This is a genomic window from Microbulbifer sp. A4B17 (assembly GCF_003076275.1).
Classification (GTDB): domain Bacteria; phylum Pseudomonadota; class Gammaproteobacteria; order Pseudomonadales; family Cellvibrionaceae; genus Microbulbifer.
The window spans coordinates 957,786-975,812 of the sequence record NZ_CP029064.1 but is presented as its reverse complement, the minus strand read 5'-3'; the positions used below and the strand labels follow the sequence as shown (position 1 = coordinate 975,812).

Annotated in this window: 12 protein-coding genes; 5 read left to right on the top strand and 7 right to left on the bottom strand. The window is 48.8% G+C overall.

All coding sequences use genetic code 11. The annotated features are described in order from the left end of the window. The first annotated feature begins 66 nt into the window (after positions 1 to 66). Positions 67 to 1,368, top strand: a complete 1,302-nt coding sequence (gene pepQ / locus BTJ40_RS04400) for a Xaa-Pro dipeptidase (protein ID WP_108731954.1) — start codon at positions 67 to 69, stop codon at positions 1,366 to 1,368. A 205-nt stretch (positions 1,369 to 1,573) separates the two neighbouring features. After that, the gene (locus BTJ40_RS04395) at positions 1,574 to 3,625 is read left to right on the top strand and encodes an amidohydrolase family protein (RefSeq protein ID WP_108731953.1); all 2,052 of its coding nucleotides are present in this window, start codon (positions 1,574 to 1,576) and stop codon (positions 3,623 to 3,625) included. Between the two features lie 81 nt (positions 3,626 to 3,706). Here BTJ40_RS04395 and metE read toward each other — a convergent pair whose 3' ends face one another. Further along, positions 3,707 to 5,941, bottom strand: a complete 2,235-nt coding sequence (metE, locus tag BTJ40_RS04390) for a 5-methyltetrahydropteroyltriglutamate--homocysteine S-methyltransferase (protein WP_108731952.1) — start codon at positions 5,939 to 5,941, stop codon at positions 3,707 to 3,709. Between the two features lie 175 nt (positions 5,942 to 6,116). On the opposite strand from metE, the gene BTJ40_RS04385 reads away from it, so the two are divergent. The 3 genes from BTJ40_RS04385 (at position 6,117) to BTJ40_RS04380 (ending at position 8,090) form a co-directional block, all read left to right on the top strand. Next, positions 6,117 to 7,073, top strand: coding sequence for a LysR family transcriptional regulator (locus BTJ40_RS04385; protein ID WP_108735167.1), 957 nt, complete (start codon positions 6,117 to 6,119; stop codon positions 7,071 to 7,073). A gap of 239 nt (positions 7,074 to 7,312) precedes the next feature. Then, complete coding sequence (locus tag BTJ40_RS22115; RefSeq protein WP_157953881.1) at positions 7,313 to 7,531, top strand: hypothetical protein; 219 nt, start codon at positions 7,313 to 7,315, stop codon at positions 7,529 to 7,531. A gap of 19 nt (positions 7,532 to 7,550) precedes the next feature. Further along, positions 7,551 to 8,090 (top strand): cytochrome b, encoded by a 540-nt coding sequence (locus BTJ40_RS04380; RefSeq protein ID WP_108731951.1) that lies wholly within the window; start codon positions 7,551 to 7,553, stop codon positions 8,088 to 8,090. A 91-nt stretch (positions 8,091 to 8,181) separates the two neighbouring features. Here the strand turns inward: BTJ40_RS04380 and BTJ40_RS04375 are convergent, their stop codons facing one another. The 6 genes from BTJ40_RS04375 to BTJ40_RS04350 form a co-directional block, all read right to left on the bottom strand. Continuing rightward, positions 8,182 to 9,948, bottom strand: a complete 1,767-nt coding sequence (locus BTJ40_RS04375; RefSeq protein WP_108731950.1) for a DEAD/DEAH box helicase — start codon at positions 9,946 to 9,948, stop codon at positions 8,182 to 8,184. Between the two features lie 203 nt (positions 9,949 to 10,151). Further along, complete coding sequence (locus BTJ40_RS04370; protein WP_108731949.1) at positions 10,152 to 11,396, bottom strand: capsule biosynthesis protein; 1,245 nt, start codon at positions 11,394 to 11,396, stop codon at positions 10,152 to 10,154. A 651-nt stretch (positions 11,397 to 12,047) separates the two neighbouring features. Continuing rightward, entirely contained in the window at positions 12,048 to 13,109 is a 1,062-nt protein-coding gene (locus BTJ40_RS04365) for a phytanoyl-CoA dioxygenase family protein (RefSeq protein WP_108731948.1), read from the bottom strand. Between the two features lie 98 nt (positions 13,110 to 13,207). Next, entirely contained in the window at positions 13,208 to 15,250 is a 2,043-nt protein-coding gene (locus tag BTJ40_RS04360; protein WP_108731947.1) for a capsular polysaccharide biosynthesis protein, read from the bottom strand. Beyond that, positions 15,241 to 16,173, bottom strand: coding sequence for a glycosyltransferase family 1 protein (locus tag BTJ40_RS04355; protein WP_238152132.1), 933 nt, complete (start codon positions 16,171 to 16,173; stop codon positions 15,241 to 15,243). Before BTJ40_RS04355 ends, BTJ40_RS04360 begins: the two co-directional genes overlap by 10 nt. Before the next feature lie 5 nt (positions 16,174 to 16,178). Then, a complete protein-coding gene (locus tag BTJ40_RS04350) occupies positions 16,179 to 17,912 on the bottom strand; it encodes an SLC13 family permease (protein ID WP_108731946.1) in 1,734 nt (577 codons plus the stop codon). Positions 17,913 to 18,027 lie beyond the last annotated feature (115 nt).

The window sequence follows — 18,027 nt, the reverse complement described above, 5'->3', positions numbered from 1 at the left end:
AATATCCAGAGTCCAGACTATACACTATGCCGACTTTACGATTCAGCGATCCATTCCGGGGAGAACATGGATAAAAACCTTTACGCCGATCATATGGCCACCCTGTGCCGCCGCTACGACGAAATCCTCGAGCAGAGCGGGTTTGATACCCTCAACGTATTCAGTGGCGCTCCCAGGGTGCAGTTCCTGGACGATAACTATTACCCGTTTAAGGTGAATCCCCACTTTAAGGCACTGGTTCCCATTACCGACAACCCCCACAGCTGGGTTATCTATCAGCGCGGACAAAAGCCAAAGCTTTTGTTCTACCGTCCAGTAGACTTTTGGCACTATGTACCGCCGGCACCCCAGACCTTCTGGAGCGATTTCTACGATATCGAACTACTGAGCAAGCCGACCGATGCCCAGGCGTTCCTGAGCCCGGAGAATGCCGCTTTTATCGGTGAGAGCGACAAGCTGCAAGGCTGGTCACTGGGAGAGGAAAATCCGGAGCTTCTGATCAACCGCTTGCACTGGGCTCGCGCTTATAAAACGCCTTATGAAGTCGCCTGCCTGCGTGAGGCGAACCGCATTGCGGTCAATGGGCACCGCGCCGCCGAACAGGCTTTCCGCAGTGGCGCCAGTGAATTTGAGATCAATCAAGCCTACCTGGGCGCTGCTGGCCAAGGCGAGAACCGTATGCCCTACGGCAACATTGTTGCCCTGAATGAACACGCCGCAATCCTGCACTACACCCACCTGTCTACTGAGCGCCTGCCTGAGCCGCAGCTGAAAAGCTTCCTGATCGATGCGGGTGCTGACTGCAATGGCTACTGCTCTGATATCACTCGCACCTACGCCTATGCCGATAATGAGTTCGCAGAGCTGGTAACGACTATGGATGAAAAGCAGTTGCAGCTAGTAGACGGCCTCAAACCTGGCCTGCCTTACCCGGAACTACATCGCCAGTGCCACTTAAATGTGGGAGAGCTGTTGGCCCAATTTGACATAATCAAAACCTCTGCCGAGAATGCCGTGGAATCCGGCTTAACTCGCCCCTTCCTGCCACACGGCCTGGGTCACTTCCTCGGCCTCCAGGTACACGATGTCGGCGGTCACCAGACCGGCCCCGATGGAGGCATGACACCCCCACCGGCCGAGTACCCATTCCTGCGTACCAGCAGAACTATCGAGGAGAACCAGGTATTTACCATCGAACCTGGACTCTACTTTATCGATAGCCTATTGGGAGAGCTAAAAGACTCAGACCTCGCTGCCGAGGTTAACTGGGATAAGGTCGACAGCTTCCGCCCCTTCGGCGGCGTGCGTATTGAAGACAATATTGTCGTGCAGGCAACCGGCAACGAAAACCTTTCTCGCAACCCTTAGTTCATAGACTAAAGCAATATTGTGAGAGTGCTTACAAGTAAGCGCTCTCGCAATACCTTTACCTTACTCCGAAAGTTAAAACATCAAAGAACGCCCTACCGCTCCCGCTTTTCCTCCCGCCGCTTGCGCCCCTAAGCTGCTTGCCCCCTCACCGAAAAGAAGCCAAAGTCCATCACCGGTATTACAACAAGAAAAGGGACAATTCATGAGAAAAAAAACACTGGCAACGCTTATCGCAGCCACAGTTCTAGCCGCAGCCAATACCGCTTACGCAAAATCAATCGAATATATTTTTTACGATAAAGAGGGCATTGCCGGCTCTGAAGTTATTCACCAGGATGGCACAAAAGTATCTGGTGAATTAAAGCTCGGCTGGAATAACCGTCGCCTAAACCTCAAGGAGAGCTTCACTATCGGTGAGGCGGCAATGCCCGAGCAATTATCCATTGAAGGAATCAGCCCATTTGGTGCTCCAGTCAGCGAAGAATTTTCCCTGGAAAATGGTATCGCTCGCTGGAAAGGTTCCGATGAACATGGCAGTGCAAAAACTTCCGAAGCTCAATTTTATATTCCCAAGAACAGCACCCTTGCCGTACAGACGCAATTGGTAAAAGCACTGATTGCCGATGCAGATCAAAATATTGATTTACTGCCGCAAGGAAAAGCACGCCTCCATAAGCTTGATAAAGTGACCCTGCAACAAGGCGAGAAAAAGAAAACGGTCCACCTTTACGGCGTAAGCGGCCTGGGCTTTACCCCAGATCTCGCCTGGTATGATGACAATGGGGATTTATTTGCCTCCGATGAGGGGGGATGGTTCGCCATCCTGCGCAAAGGCTGGGATAAATCTCACCTCGAAGAACTGAAAACCCGGCAAGTCGCAGCCGCAGACCAGTACCTGCAAGGTATTGCCAAGAAACATACCCACACATCAACCCAACCCATCCTGATCAGCAACGTCAACCTGGTTGATGTTGAATCTGGCAAACTGCAGAGAAAGCAGCATGTTCTGATCAAAGATGGAAAGATCGCAAAAATCAGTAAAAAACCGATCAAAGCCAACGGGGCAACCACCATTGATGCCCGTAACCATACGCTGATCCCCGGCCTCTGGGATATGCACGCGCACTTATCCCCTACCGATGGTGTTCTGAATATGGCCGCTGGCATTGTCAATGTTCGCGACATCGGTAATACCCATGAAAGTATCATGCGTATTGAAGGGATGTTTGAGTCAGAGCAAATCATTGGCGGCGACCTTTTCCGTGCGGGCTTTATGGACCGGGAAAGTGAAAATGCCATGCGAATGGGCAAGACTGCGGACAGCCTGGAAGAAGCGAAGGATATTGTCGAGTGGTATGCCGATCGCGGCTATCAGCAAATTAAAACTTACAGCTCGATGGAGCCCGAGTGGATCGCTCCCTTAGCCAAGCATATCCACGAAAATGGTATGCGTTTGTCCGGTCATATTCCTGCATTTATGACCGCCGAAGAAGCAGTGGACGCGGGCTTTGATGAAATTCAGCATATCAATATGCTGTTCCTGAATTTTATGGGCAAGATAGATACCCGTAAAAGACTTCGCTTTACAGAAATCGGGGAACACGCTCACGAGCTGGATCTGGATAGCAAAGAAGTGGCTGCTTTCCTGGATAAGCTAGCCAAGAAAGGCACTGTCGTAGACGCAACCACCACCGTATTCAGCTCGATGTTGCTGCGCCAGCCGGGCAAAGTAGATCCTGAATTTGCCGATATTACCGACCACCTTCCAGTGAATATCCAGCGCGCTTTTGTTGGCGCCGAACTGGATGTGAAGCCGGAACACCGGGATGATTACGACCTTTCAGCTGAAGCCCTGCTGGCCATGATGCTCAAACTACACGAACACAAGGTCACTATGGTCGCGGGCTCCGATGGCATCCCCGGATTTACCCTGTTACGCGAACTGGAACTCTATGCCAAAGCCGGTATTCCCAATATTGATGTGCTGCGCACGGCCACACTGGTACCGGCACAAGTTATGGGGGCCGACGAGTACACTGGCAGTATTGCGGTGGGTAAAAATGCAGACCTGGTTTTACTGGAGGGAAATCCCCTTGAGGATATCACTGCGTTACGTCGCACTGCACTGGTGCTCGAGGGGCAGAATATGTATCGCCCGGATGAGCTTTACACTGCCTTGGGTATTAAACCTTTCCACCCTTCAGTGCCATTTGAATTAAATAACACTACTACAGTAGCCACCAAGTCCCAGTAAGCGAAAAAAACAGTAGCGGGAAAAACTGAAAAGAAAAACCGGCAATCCAAATGATTGCCGGTTTTTTTATTTATAAATTGGCTAGGCCAGTTCTGTGCGCACAGTGCGCGCAGCCTCTACCATATTCAGCAAGGATGACCCGACCTCAGCCCAGTTACGGGTTTTAAGGCCGCAGTCTGGATTTACCCAAAGTCGCTCAACCGGCACCACCTGTGCAATTTTCTTAAGTCGCTCAACCAGCTCCCCCCTTTCCGGCACATTGGGTGAGTGAATATCGTAAATGCCAGGTCCAATTTCATTGGGGTAACCACCGGCCTTGTCTGCAAACGCGCTGAGTAGGCGCAAATCGGAGCGAGCTGATTCAATAGTAATTACATCCGCATCAAGGGAAACAATGGCATCCATAATTGCATTGAAATTGCTGTAACACATATGAGTGTGGATCTGGGTTTCCGCTTTTACTTCGCTACAGGTGTAGCGGAAACACCCTACCGCCCAGGCAAAATAATCCTGGTGCTCAGACTCTCGAAGGGGAACTCCCTCACGCAAAGCCGGTTCATCAATCTGGATAATCCCGATACCGGCCGCCTCAAGATCCAACACCTCTTCCCGCAATGCCTTGGCAATTTGCAGACAGCTCTCACTGCGGTGGATGTCTTCCCTCGGGAAGGACCAGTTGAGAATTGTGACCGGGCCGGTGAGCATACCTTTTACCGGCTTATTAGTAAGGCTCTGGGCATAGCTGCTCCACTCTACTGTCATAGCGTTAGGTCGGGAGATATCACCAAAAATAATCGGGGGTTTCACACAGCGAGAGCCATAACTTTGCACCCAGCCATTACCGGTGTGTACAAAACCATCCAGCTGCTCCCCGAAATATTCCACCATATCGTTGCGCTCAGCCTCACCATGCACCAGTACATCCAGACCGAGTATTTCTTGACGACGGATAGCTTCAGCAATTTCAGCCCGTAGATGTTCTAAATAATCCGCTTCAGAAATTTCGCTATTGCGGTACTTGCGGCGCACACCGCGCAAAAGATCCGTCTGTGGGAATGAGCCTATTGTGGTGGTGGGCAGCAGTGGTAATTTCCAACGCTTGGCCTGTACTAAAGAGCGATCCTGAAAGCACTGTTGACGCCAAGTATCCCGTAATTGATCAGCAATAGAGCCCTCGGCTATGCCACTCTCTCCGCCTGAGGCAGAGATTTCTGTGTCCTCATTGAGCAGCTGCTGTAATTGAGCCAACTCCTGAAGTTTCTGGCGGCTGTAAGCAAGCTTCTGTTTTTGCTCACTGGGCAGCTTGATCTCTGTATCCAGATCCACAGGGCTATGGAGCAGGGAGCAACTGGCTGATAGCCACAGGCGATCTCCCAACTGTTTCGCCAAAGGCCGCAAAGTGCCCTGCCAGCGGTTGAGGTCTGCTCGCCACACATTGCGCCCATTAATCACACCCGCAGACAGAACCTTGTTCTTACCTGCCAGCTGGGCCGCAGCTTCAAGTTCTTCAAGTGCGCGTACACAGTCAATATGTACCCCGGACACAGGGAGGGAAAATACCAGCTCCAAATTCTCGCGCAAAGGTGAGAAATAGGTAGCCAGCAGTGTATTCACCCCCGGGGCTACTGCCGCAATCTGCTGGTAGGTGCTATCAAAAGCCCCACGCCATTCATCCGGCAGATCCAGGCCTAGTATGGGTTCATCCAACTGCACCCATTCAACTCCGAGGTCAGCGAGCTGAGACAGCAACTCGGCATAGCAAGGCAGGAGTTTTGACACTAAATCCAGGGGGCTATCCACACCTCGCCCCAGCCACAGGTAAGTGAGTGGTCCGATAACCACCGGCTTGGCTTTGTAGCCCAGGGATTGGGCTTCCCGCACCTCGTCAAGTAACCACTCACTATCCAGGGAGAACGCCTGATCATTGGAGAACTCAGGCACCAGATAGTGATAATTGGTATCAAACCACTTGGTCATGGCACTGGCCGCTACCGGCTGTCCTGATGGAGCGCGACCACGGGCCAAGCGGAAATACTGGTCCAGCTTGTTGTCTGCCGCTCCTTCTTTAAAGCGCTGACCGACCACACCAAACATCAGGGAGTGATTCAGAACCTGGTCATACCAGGCGAAATCCCCCACAGCCACACGGCTCAAACCGGCCTCACTTTGGGCTTGCCAATTACCACGTCGTATCTCTGCACCCACTTGCAGCAACTGCTGCTGGGGCATATCACCGCGCCAATAGGCTTCTTGCGCTTTCTTTAGTTCGCGATTGGCTCCGATACGCGGATAGCCGAGGATATGTGTTTGCACCATGGCCGCCTTCCCAAGCTCTTTCTTGTGAGGGGAACAAAGTTGCCCCATTGAAAAATACCCCGCTGCTGCGATCTCGGTAACGGTCGCATTAGCGAGAGTCCTGACTTGATTGTGTGTGCACAGTACTGTTCAATCAATTTCATATTTTTTGCAAATAACATGAATAATTTTAATGATGATTGAATTGCGCCATTTGCGTGCGCTGAGTGTTTTGCGTGAGACAGGCAGTCTGGTACGCGCAGCAGAGCGCCTTCACCTGACCCAGTCGGCTCTTTCGCACTTATTTCGCGAAATGGAGGACCGGCTCGGCCAAGAACTGTTCATACGCAAATCCCGGCCTCTGCGATTTACCAGTGCCGGTCTGAGACTGCTGCAGTTGGGCGAGGACATACTGCCCCAGGTAGCTATAGCACAGCGGGACCTGTCCCGGCTGGCATCTGGGCAAGCGGGCAGGCTCAATATCGCTATCGAGTGCCACAGCTGCTACCAGTGGCTGATGCCCGCACTGAATACCTATCGGGACGGCTGGCCCGAAGTGGAACTGGACCTGTGCAGCGGCTTCCACTTCGATCCCCTGCCCGCATTGGTGCGCGGCGATCTGGACCTGGTTGTCACTTCCAACCCGGACCCCGATCTCAAAGGACTGCACTACGAGCCGCTGTTCAGCTTTGAAATGTGTCTTGCCATAAGCCGCAAACACCCACTGGCGCAGGAGAGCAAACGGCGTTGGGTAGAACCGCAGGAATTGGCCGGTGAAGTCCAGATTACCTACCCGGTTGAACGCGAGCGGCTGGATATCTTCCAGCACTTCCTCGATCCCGCTGGAATTGAACCCGCAGAAGTTCGAACCGCAGAACTCACCGTGATGATGGTTCAGTTAGTAGCCAGCGGCCGAGGGGTTTGCGCCCTGCCCAATTGGGCACTGCACGAGTACCTGCAAAAGGGATTTGTTTCCCAACTCCGGCTGGGTAAAGAGGGCCTTTGGAGCACTCTCTACACAGCAGTGCGGGAAGATATGCTCGAGCAACCATATCTCACAGACTTCCTCAAAACCGCACGGGATACCAGCTTTGCCAATCTGGAAGGTGTGAGAGCTGCGAAATCCAGCCCCAGTGTGGCAGAACCAGCCTAACCACTTACAAAAGTTAACTGGGAGGCTTAAGCCTTTGCGGAAATAATGACTCACTCAACCTCAGCACAATTATCAAACAAACTGAATATTTTCAGATCGAACAAATCAGTGGTTTGGTCTGGCCGGAGAGGCCGGTAAAATCACACAAATAACGATGGAGCCTCTGAACAACTCCGTGATACCTCTGGCTTACAGAGCGGTTCACAATCAAGACGCGGCTTCGCAGGAATGTCCAGACCTTGCAAGAAGTCGCAACGCAGAGTGTGAACCGCTCTGCAAGCCCCGAAGGGCGGGCCTTGAAGGCCGCATCTGCGGCATGGCAGCGTCTGCAAAGGACTGTGACCATTCGCACTGAGCTGCGTCTAACACCTGCGGCCTTCAAGACCCGCAGAGGCATTACGGAGTTATTCAGAGGCTCCTTATATACGGCAGTGGCCTGTACCCGGCCAAATGCCTGAACTTTGTAGGAGACTCTCTATGTCAAACCCGGTTGAACGTTGGAACTCAGTGAGTAAAGGACTGCACTGGCTTTTTGTAATCCTACTGCTCTCTGTGTGGGGAGCGGTTGAACTGCATGAGTTTTACGAGCGCGGCGACCCCATGCGCGGCTGGTTTATGCAGCTGCACTTCTCCCTGGGTGTCGGTGTCCTGATGCTTCTGGCCCTTCGCCTCTACTGGCGTGCGCGTCACAAGCGCCCACAGATTGAAGGCAAGAAGTGGCAGAAGGCGCTGTCCAGCCTGACCCATGGTGGACTCTACCTGTTGATTCTGGCTATGCCGGTATCCGGCATCGTGATGCGCCAGCTGTTTGGGCGCGATACCGAGTTTTTTGGCCTGTTTGCCGTTCCCAACCTGTTCGCCAAAAACCCGGATCTGGGCAAGCAAATCGCTTTCCTGCACAAAGATGTAATGTGGCCCGCCCTGCTCGTACTGGTTGGACTGCATATCGCCGCAGCCCTGTGGCACCACTTTATTGTCCGCGATAACACACTCACCCGTATGTTGCCACAGCGCTAATTCAAGTCAGGGAAGAAATAGAAGAAGGGAAACTGAATGGGAGAGCGCAGGCCTGCGCTCTCCCGGAATAAACCTGCTAAATAGGTACGACTTACTCGTCGTTATTGCCGCGCTTACCTTTAGGCTTACCTTTGGGCTTGAACTTAGGCTTACCCTTGGGCTTCCCTTTCGATTTCACCGCCGCTTCATCGAAGCGGGTGATTTTCATCGGCTTACCGGAAACACGCACCTTCTTCAGGTGTTGGAACACTTCTTTCGGCATTCCCTGGGGCAGATCTACCGTGGTGAAATCGTTGTAGATTTCGATACGGCCGATATAGGAGCTGTCCAGATCCACCTCATTGGCAATAGCGCCAACAATGCTGCCGGGGCGCACGCCCTGCTCGCGGCCGATCTCGATACGGAAGCGCTCCAGCCCCTCATCGGGCGGCGGCAGCTTGCGATCTTTCTCGAAGCTTTCCTTCTTGCGGCGACGGCCACCGTCAAAGTCATCATCGCGCTCGCGACGCTCTTTGCGCGGCCTCTGCTCTTTCTCTTGAATCAGCAGGGGCTGATCACCTTGGGCCATTGCAGCCAGCGCGGCGGCAACATCCAGAGGGTCAACTTCATTCTGCGCCAGGAATTCCTCAACCAGCTGGCGATAGGGCGCCAGATCAGTTTGGCCTTCCAGGGTCGCGGTAATGCGCTCGCGGAAGCGCTGCATACGGGCGCTGTTCACTGCATCTGCGCTGGGCAAATCGAGTTTTTCGATCGGCTTCTTGGTCGCTTTCTCGATAACCCGTAACATACGGCGCTCGCGGGGCGCCACAAACAGGATCGCATCGCCCTCGCGACCGGCGCGGCCGGTACGACCGATACGGTGAATATAAGCTTCGGTATCGTAGGGGATGTCGTAATTGATCACGTGGCTGATACGCTTCACATCCAGTCCACGAGCCGCAACATCGGTGGCTACAACAATATCGAGCTTGCCATTTTTCAGCTTGTCGATCACGGCTTCACGCAGGTTCTGCGCCATATCACCGTTCAGGGCGGCACTGGCAAAGCCTCTGGCGGCCAGCTTATCTGCCAGTTCCACAGTGCTGTTTTTGGTGCGCACGAAGATAATCGTGGCGTCCACCGGCTCCGCTTCAAGAATACGGGTCAGTGCATCCAGTTTGTGCAGGCCGCCAACCGGCCAGTAGCGCTGGCGAATGGTTTCCGCAGTCTCGGTCTTAACACGGATTTTTACTTCAACCGGCTCATCCAGATGCTCGCGGGCGATGCGGGCAATCTCTTTTGGCATAGTGGCGGAGAACAGCGCAATCTGGCGCTCTTCAGGAATCTGCTCCAATACCCACTGCACATCATCGATAAAGCCCATGCGCAGCATTTCATCCGCTTCATCCAACACCAGGGTGCGCAGATTGGACAGATCCAGGGAGCCGCGACGCATATGGTCCATCACCCGTCCGGGAGTACCTACCACCAGCTGAACGCCACGCTTCAACTGCTGTATCTGGCCACGGTAGTCAGCACCACCGTAGATAGGCGCAACGTGGAAACCTTTCAACTTGGATGCGTAAGACTGGCAGGCTTCAGCCACCTGAATAGCCAGCTCGCGGGTCGGTGCCAGCACCAGTGCCTGGGGACGACGATCGTTCAGGTCCAGCTGGGAGAGTAGCGGCAGCGCAAAGGCTGCGGTCTTGCCAGTGCCGGTCTGGGCCTGGCCTAGCACATCCCGCCCCTCCAGCAGGGACGGAATAGTTTGTGCCTGGATCGGGGAGGGAGTCTCATAGCCGAGCTTTTCGATGGCGCTGAGAATTTCAGACGGCAGACCCAACTGGTCGAAGCCGGCCGCTTTAGGGGTATCGGTCATTTCGGAATTCACTTGAAGCCAAAGTCCCTATCGCGGGACCGGAGCGGTGGGTAAAAGGCCGCGCAGTCTAACAGGTTAGACGATCCAGATCAGCCTGTTTTTTAAACAAACAATAGCGAGAGCTGAGAGCAGAACAAAATGCTTAAAACCGAGAGGTAAAGGCTGCAAAATTTCTAGACAACAGTTCGAACCCGCAAGACCAATCAGCCGGCATCATTTGCGCCAGCAATAGAAAGCTTGGCCTGGGGGCTACCCACAGCTGCAGATTCTATGCGCCTAACCACACCATCAATTGTGACGCCGACTGCCTTTGAGAAGCTACCATCCAACTGGGTTTGCTCGTACAAGTAGGTATGAAATCGTTTGAAAAAACGAATATCCACACTCTCGGGCCCAACCCAAAAACTGGATAAAGTGCCTTGATGTGTTAAGCCTGGGATATCGTATAGTGCACGTCCGAGCACCTTTGTCGGTACTTCGTGGAGAAGGGCTGAGATACCAACAGTACTATTAATGGTGACTACGCCGCGCGCATGGTCCAGTAGAGTAGGCAAGTGCAAGTCATGACAATAGACAACCCGCCCCTGAATACCATAACGAACCTCTAAACCGTCAATTAATTTCTGGTAATTACAGAAACCACGATCCATAGGGTGATGCTTTAAAACAACCACAGTATCATCCGGAGCATTCTTCGCAAACGATTGCAGCACTCGATCAATGGCATTTTCTATTGAGAGGAGGTCAGAATGTTCTCGTAGCTGGAAATCATCGCGAGTCTGAAGGGGAAACAAAAAGAAACGCTGGCTTAATTCTCCTGTGAGCTTAGAAGTTAAATTCCGCTCTGTTACTTTATACAGCCCTTTACGTACAAAGCTCTTCAGCCAACAAAATCCCTCTGCCTTCCAATCCCGGTTTCGGTGGTGATGGTAAACTGGAAATTCAGAGCGAGCCAGACGCAGCGCTGCGTAGTAGCCCGCTGCATAATAAGCACGATGCCAAAATGTTTGTCCTACCGGCGATACACAAACTTCACGTTGATCAGGTTCATACTTTTCGATCGCCTCCCGAGTCCATTCTTTCTGAGAAAAAGCATTGACACCACCCCACTCCAACGTGACGAAGTCCGGGCGTAAATACCCTTCTTCAAACACACCAAAAGCAACTCCCAAAGATTCGCAAACAGTTTGAGCTTGAGAGTGATAACGACGGCAGTCACCATAAACAAATACAGCTTCAGCTCCATGTTCAGATAAATAAGACTTAAGGAAGGATGCCCAGTCACTTTCACTCCCTGTGAAATCAACCTGAAAATCAGCCCAGGCAAAGTAGCGATCACCGCCATTAAAGTTAATTTTGTGCGTAGTTATGCCCTGTTGTGAAAGTCTCTTTGCTAACTTCGCAAAGAACGGGCCGTGGGGCCCCTGTAAAAAGACTGCCACAGACATTATTCATCCTACCCCTAGAAACTTGTTATTTGCGCTTAGAAATTGTGCAAATATTAATAATTGATCAAACAAAAACCATGCCGCATTTTAGACACTCAGTTCTTTGATACATAGGTATGCATCATTCTGTGGCTCCACGGGCCTCAACAGGAATAGTCAACTAAACGAAAAATAACAGATATTGGATTACCAGCTGGCATAAAATTCTACCAAACAGAGTGATATCCTTCTATAGCCGCCACCTCTTTAGAAGCTCTGGTATTGCTTGATATTAAAGCCAGCCACCCAAAAAGAGCGCAAAATATAAACAAAAAGCGCTTTTTTCTATATATAGAATATCAAGTCACAAAAATGAAGCTTAATTAGCTATTTATATTAAGAACCTTATTATACATACATGCTTATCCATAAACGAAGCTAATAAACATGTCATAAAATGGCTTTAAGCGACAAAAAAAAGCGATTATTTTACACAAGCAAAAAAGCACATCAATTAACCAAGTCACAGTTTCACTAATAAATAGCTGCTCAGTAGACTAAGTAATTCCAAATCAATTAGTCACGTCACCAACAAATTAAGCAGTTTTTATATCAATCGTAAGCGGTCACAGGATTTAACATGTCACTCGGTGCCTTTTAAAGAGATAAACACTAAGGTTTATCGGCAGCCTCCTTGTCATCAGGGCGAGATAAACTACCGTAAAAATTTCGCTGTTCGCCACTGTTTATTTTTCCCTGGTCAAGGCGCTCTAAAGCTTTCTTCCAGATTCCCTCAAACGCCCTTGCAGTAACTTTAGGGAAAGGGGTAAATAATGGATTAAATGGATTATCCCTGGCCTGCATCCATACCGTCATACGTTTTGACTTTTGAACCGCTTCACCACGGCAATGAAAGCCATACACATTGCCAATTACCAATGTATTAGCAGGAACAGATAGCTTCTCTACTTGATATTCCATTTTACTCAGATCTTCTCTACTGACCCTAAAAGATCCATCCCAGTAGCGCCCTGGTTCTCGATCAGCACCTTTTTTACAAGCTTCAAGACTTTCTTTATATTCCCATTTCAACCTTTTCCAAGACAAGCTATGGGAGCCGGGAACATAGACATAAGCACCATTACTATTATCTGTTTCATCTATGTACAACCACCCTTTTACGCACGGATGAAAAGTATCCGCGTGTAAATCGCGTTGAGGATCTGGTCGAGGGTTCACATTCTCGTGATTACAAAGATTCTCTATATAAAATAACGGGGGACGGTTTTTTGATGAGCAATACCGCATTAATCTATCTAAAAGTTTATTTTCGACTAGCGCATTGAACTCTGGAGCCCTCTTTCTCTCCTTATAATCCATAAAGATCCGCTGTGTCACGGTTGTCCCCTCAATAATCTCTCTGACAGGCCCCTCAAACTGATTAAGTTCCTTGGCTAACCTTAAAAACTGTTCTTCCGACAAAAAATTCTTTTTCAAGATATAGCCATTCTTAATAAACTCCTTCCGGTAATCCAATGGTACCAATGGTGAGAGAAGCACTAAACGAAATCGAAATAGCGCATGGGCTACTACTACCCTAAAAACATGCAAACCAAGAAGGTTAAGCCAATAATTCCCAATAATAGGATTATTTTTAAAACTCTTTCCCCAGCTCGCCAATTCAAAAGACCATTTGGGTATTTTCCAGGCCAAGCTAAATGTTCGCTTCAGCATTGTTCCCCCACTAAAAATACATTTCCTATACTATTTTGTGTACACTGATGTGCAGTTACTACTTTTTGCTTACAAAACCATTTCTATTTCAAAAAACATTAATAACGCAGAAACTTCCTTCTGTACCAGTAAAACACTTTAAATAAAATGTTTTTATTGGTGTATAAAGAGCGTTGTTTCTCTAGCAACTTAACGGTCGTCTGGGCATCAACATAATCGCCTGTTTTAATATCCGTATAAACAGGATAAAGTAATAAAGTTCCCGCTATTAATTCGTTTAACGTTAATCTACGGTGTCGCCGATTCTTAAATAATTCATAATTCGAACAATCCTCTCTTGTCAAGGAAAGCAGCGTGTCATGTGTTAAACCCCAACCAGAGTAAAAAGGTAAACCATAGGTGACAACCTTGACTCCTCTAAGCAGGGCTTCAAAACCTGTCAGTGAACTTAAGGTGTGAACTTCGTCAACCTGCTCCAAAAGTTGTGAAACATCCCCCTCAGTGACAAGCGAGTCATAAAAACACTGAGAACCTTGAGGTAGGTCTCCTAAACGAGCACCAGCAACTACATCTGGATGAGGCTTGTAGATAATATGAGCATTCGGATGCTCCCCTCTTACGCGCTCTAAAAGAGAATGATTACTCTTTATTACTGGCGATCCGCAAGCAATTGAGGCATCACTTTCAACTTGCCCAGGAACTAAAATAACCTTTTTATTATCAGATAAAGAGAGATTCACTTTTCCTTTAATATTGTATTTTGTAACCCGCTTATTTAATAATAGTGAATGTAAATCTCTAGCTTTATCAAGCGTTAGATCACTAAAATTTGTGTCATTTAAAATAACTTCAAGATCACTTGGTGACCTGGCATCAAAATAAATACCTCGAGCATCGAATACAAGAGACGTGGGCGCAACCAAGTCTGCACCTAATCCAGCAGAACGTAAAAATCCATCTTCAACCCTCCAGAGCCGAGCCTTGGCTCGCTCAACGTTTTCGCGCAATGAGTCAGTAACTCGGCTTGCCCAAACAAAAACATTAGAACCCTCAGGACAGTGTTTAAGAGGGCTTTTGTTTTTTACAAAATTAACCTTTCTTTTATCGCCAAGAAAGTTAGGGATAAATCTCTTCTTCCATGGAGAAAAACCAACTCCAACCCAAGGACCTTCAAACCTAAGCCACTGCCGCTTCTGCTCCGCAATCAAAGCAAGTGTATCTTCAAACTCACATTTATCGCCAGTATATGGGTTTATATAGCGACAATATCGCAAATAGGCAGCACAGAATAACTGTGGAAGAGATCGATTGGTATTGCGACGTGGCAAGTATTGTCTATCTTTGGTTAATCCCCATCCAGAATAAAAAGGAATGCCAAAACAGTGCACCTCTTTTCCAGCGATTAAAGCATCAAAGCCCAGCTGGCTAGTGACCACATAAACTTTCTCTACACAATCAAAAATAGCCCAAGGTGAAACATCCTCATTAATGATTCGGCAGCCCTTTTCAGAAGCGAGACCTAATAGGTAACCCCGCTTTTTGCCGGCTATAACATCGGGGTGCACCTTGACACATATCTCCGCTTCAGGATTATCCTCAATAGCACTTTCAAGCATATTCTTAAAATGCGCTTCTGAAGCCTGACCTGCTCGAATAGAGACATCGCCAAATGTCTGATCAACCACCAAAACACGTTTTAAATTTTTTGGCCAACCTAAGGGAGCATCTAATGATTGGTTATACTTACAAAGCCTGTTAGATCGTAATAACTCCAATCCTTTCTCAGCTCGTTTCAATTCTGCAGGAGTAAAATCCGCATGTGATATCAAGGCTTCCAAGTCACTGGGCCTTGACGCATCATAGTAAATTCCAGTTTTATCTAGCACCAAACTATGGGGCACAGCCCCATCAACACCTAAACCTAGAGAGCGTATAAACCCGTCTTCTATACAAACAAAGGGAAGGCCCGCCTTTGAGGACACCCTTTTTGCTCTCATCGCAGTCGGTTTAAGTCCCCAGCCAATCATATAATTTATACAGCTGTCGGGTTGCAAAGCAACGTACTGACAACGGGCGCCAAGAAAACTCTCTAGAACCTTGAGCCTGCTTAAACCAAGAGAGCAATGTCCGACTACAGACATTTTCGCGCCTCAGCCAGCATATTTTCTCGTAATACTTCATCTTCTGCTAAAGAGAGGATTCCTTCGATCCACTGTGAAGGATTCATAGGCAAAAGTAGGCCATTTTCACGATGACGAATCACTTTGCCATAAACATCACCAGCAGCATAAACACCCACAGCACCACTTTGTGTAATGTCGAAGAACTTGGTATGCGACCTGGCTCTATTAAACGGTAAATCCAATAATGGAGCTAAACCTATAGCTCTCTGCCGACTTTGCAGTAGTGATAAATAAGTAGGCCACTTCATAGGATGTAATACCTGCACTCTAGGCAGATCATTAAAAAGTCGATTTACTCTACCATCTCCAATTATTTCAAAGGTCAGACTTAAATTTTGCCTAAGAACTTCCTCTACAATTGGGCGCAACCATAAAATATCTTCTTTATGTGATGCAGAGCCATGATAAAAAACATTTACGCTACTTACTATATCTCCCCTAACCGGCTCTGGCTGCAATAAACTTGGTTTCCAGTCACTGTATTTTTTTTGTAGATAAGGGGTGGATACCAATAATTGAGCTTCCACCGACTTTAACCATTTTTGCCTTGACCAACTATATCTAAGTAACTTGGCTTTATATTTGACAGGTAAATTTGAAAACACTCGCCAATCAAATAAATCATCATCCATAAATAAATATATCTTAGAAATCAAGTCAATATTTTTCTTAAGAAATAATTGCCATCGTCTAGGGATATAGCGCACAAATATGATGCATGCATCGTGTATTTTTTCCTTTTCAGGGGGGGCATCAAAACTTAAACGCTCATAATTAGCAGAAAGCTTATTCAGAAAAGGCAAAATAAAATAATCCGTAGAGGGGTTATGGCCTTCCTCCACGATTAGCCAGCGACTGACCATTTCCAATTCAATTTCCAAACCGGTCAAACCTCAAAGGGAAATACGATTGGCAGTAACACCAAAATAACAACAGAATAAGCAACAGTCAGAGGCAGGCCTGCCCGAAGAAAATCGCGAAAATGATACCCACCAAGGTTTTGCACTATCAGATTCGTTTGGTAGCCAAAAGGTGTTAAAAAGCTTGCACTTGCTCCATAGGCAACGGCCATTACAAAAGGCATCCAACTGACTCCAAAACTATCGGCCAGGCTCCAGGCGAGGGGAAAAGCCAAAGCAGCAGCCGCGTTATTTGTCATTAGTTCAGTTAACGCAAGAGTAAGTAAAAAGATTCCTACCAAACCTGCCATTGGTCCCCAACCAGCAAGGAGCCCCTTCAATCCTTCGGCCAATGCATCAGCCAGGCCGCTACCGGCAAAAGCTTCCGCAAGCACCAAAGCACTGGCAATAATCAGCCATATCTGGAAAGGAAAACGCCTTTGCAATTCAGTAGTCGATAGGATACCGAGGCCGATCATGCCACCAAGTAGTACCAGCAGGCCTTTCAGCAATGAAAAATAACCAAGTGCCGCTCCAGCTACAACTGCCGTGAAGCCTAAGCCCAATAGCCAATTATCCCGTCGGGACAAGTCCCGTCTAACCTCAGTACCACTGATCACATAGAAGTTTTTGTCGATATTAAGATGATGACGGAAATCAGGTCCCACGGCGAGTAAGAGCGCATCTCCTGCTCGTAATTCAATCTCTCCCAACTTACCCGACAGCCTGTCACCGCCACGCCGCATTGCCACAACTGCGGCATCAAAACGAGTGCGAAAGTTACAACTTTTGAGCGACTGGCCTAGAATACTGGAGCTTGGAGTAATCACCACTTCTGTAAGATTTAAATCCAATGCCTCATCGTCTAAAGCAAATAAGCGTAAACCTTCTATATCCTGTAAACGCCCGAGATCACGAACATCGCCACTGAAAATCAATTTATCGCCAGAACGGATTAATTCTGAGGGGCCAACTGGGCTGATTACTTGATCACCCCGAACTATTTCAATTAGGTAGAAAGTCTCCAGGCGACGCAGATTATTTTGCTCAACACTCTTTCCATCAAGAGGAGAATTCTCCACTACCTCGGCCTCTAGCAAGTATTCAGTCACCGGTTCATCAGCTACGCTCCCTTCGGGTAGCAAACGATTACACAATAGAAGTACAGTGAGTCCTACTAAAGTTGCGGCCAACCCTACCGGTAAAAAGGCAAAGAAATCCAGTCCTGGCAAGCCGCGATCCAATACAAAACTATTGACAATCAGGTTGGTGGAAGTTCCTATCAGGGTCAGTGTCCCCCCAAGTATTGCCGCATATGATAGCGGCATCAAAAGCTTGGCTGCGGGCAGCCGCCGCTGCCCCTTAACACTGGATGCAAGTGCTGCCACCACTGCCGTATTGTTAAGGAAGGCCGAACTCAATGCCGTAGCAGCAGAAAGCCGTAACAGGCTGGCATTGAGGGAGCCCTTGATTAGCCCACCTGAAATCAATCGCAACCAACGAGCCTTCTCCAGTCCCACAGATACCAATAGTAACGCGACCAATGTCACCAGACCCGGGTTGGCCCCCTTCTGTAGAGCTGACTCCGCTGGCACAAGTCCAGTTAGAAAGCAAGCCCCAGCGGCCGAAGCGAAGACCAGGGATGGCCTAAACCGGGTGAAGATCAGTGAAACGATAACCAGAACGAAGATACAGGCTACAAATAATTGAGAAAAGGTCATAAGGTTGGGACGTCGCTTGGGCTACCGGAGCAAGAACTTGTTTACTTATACGCTTATAGCGTAAGTAGATTATGCCAAATCTGATACGATTGCGCCTCCAGGCTCCCAAACCTTT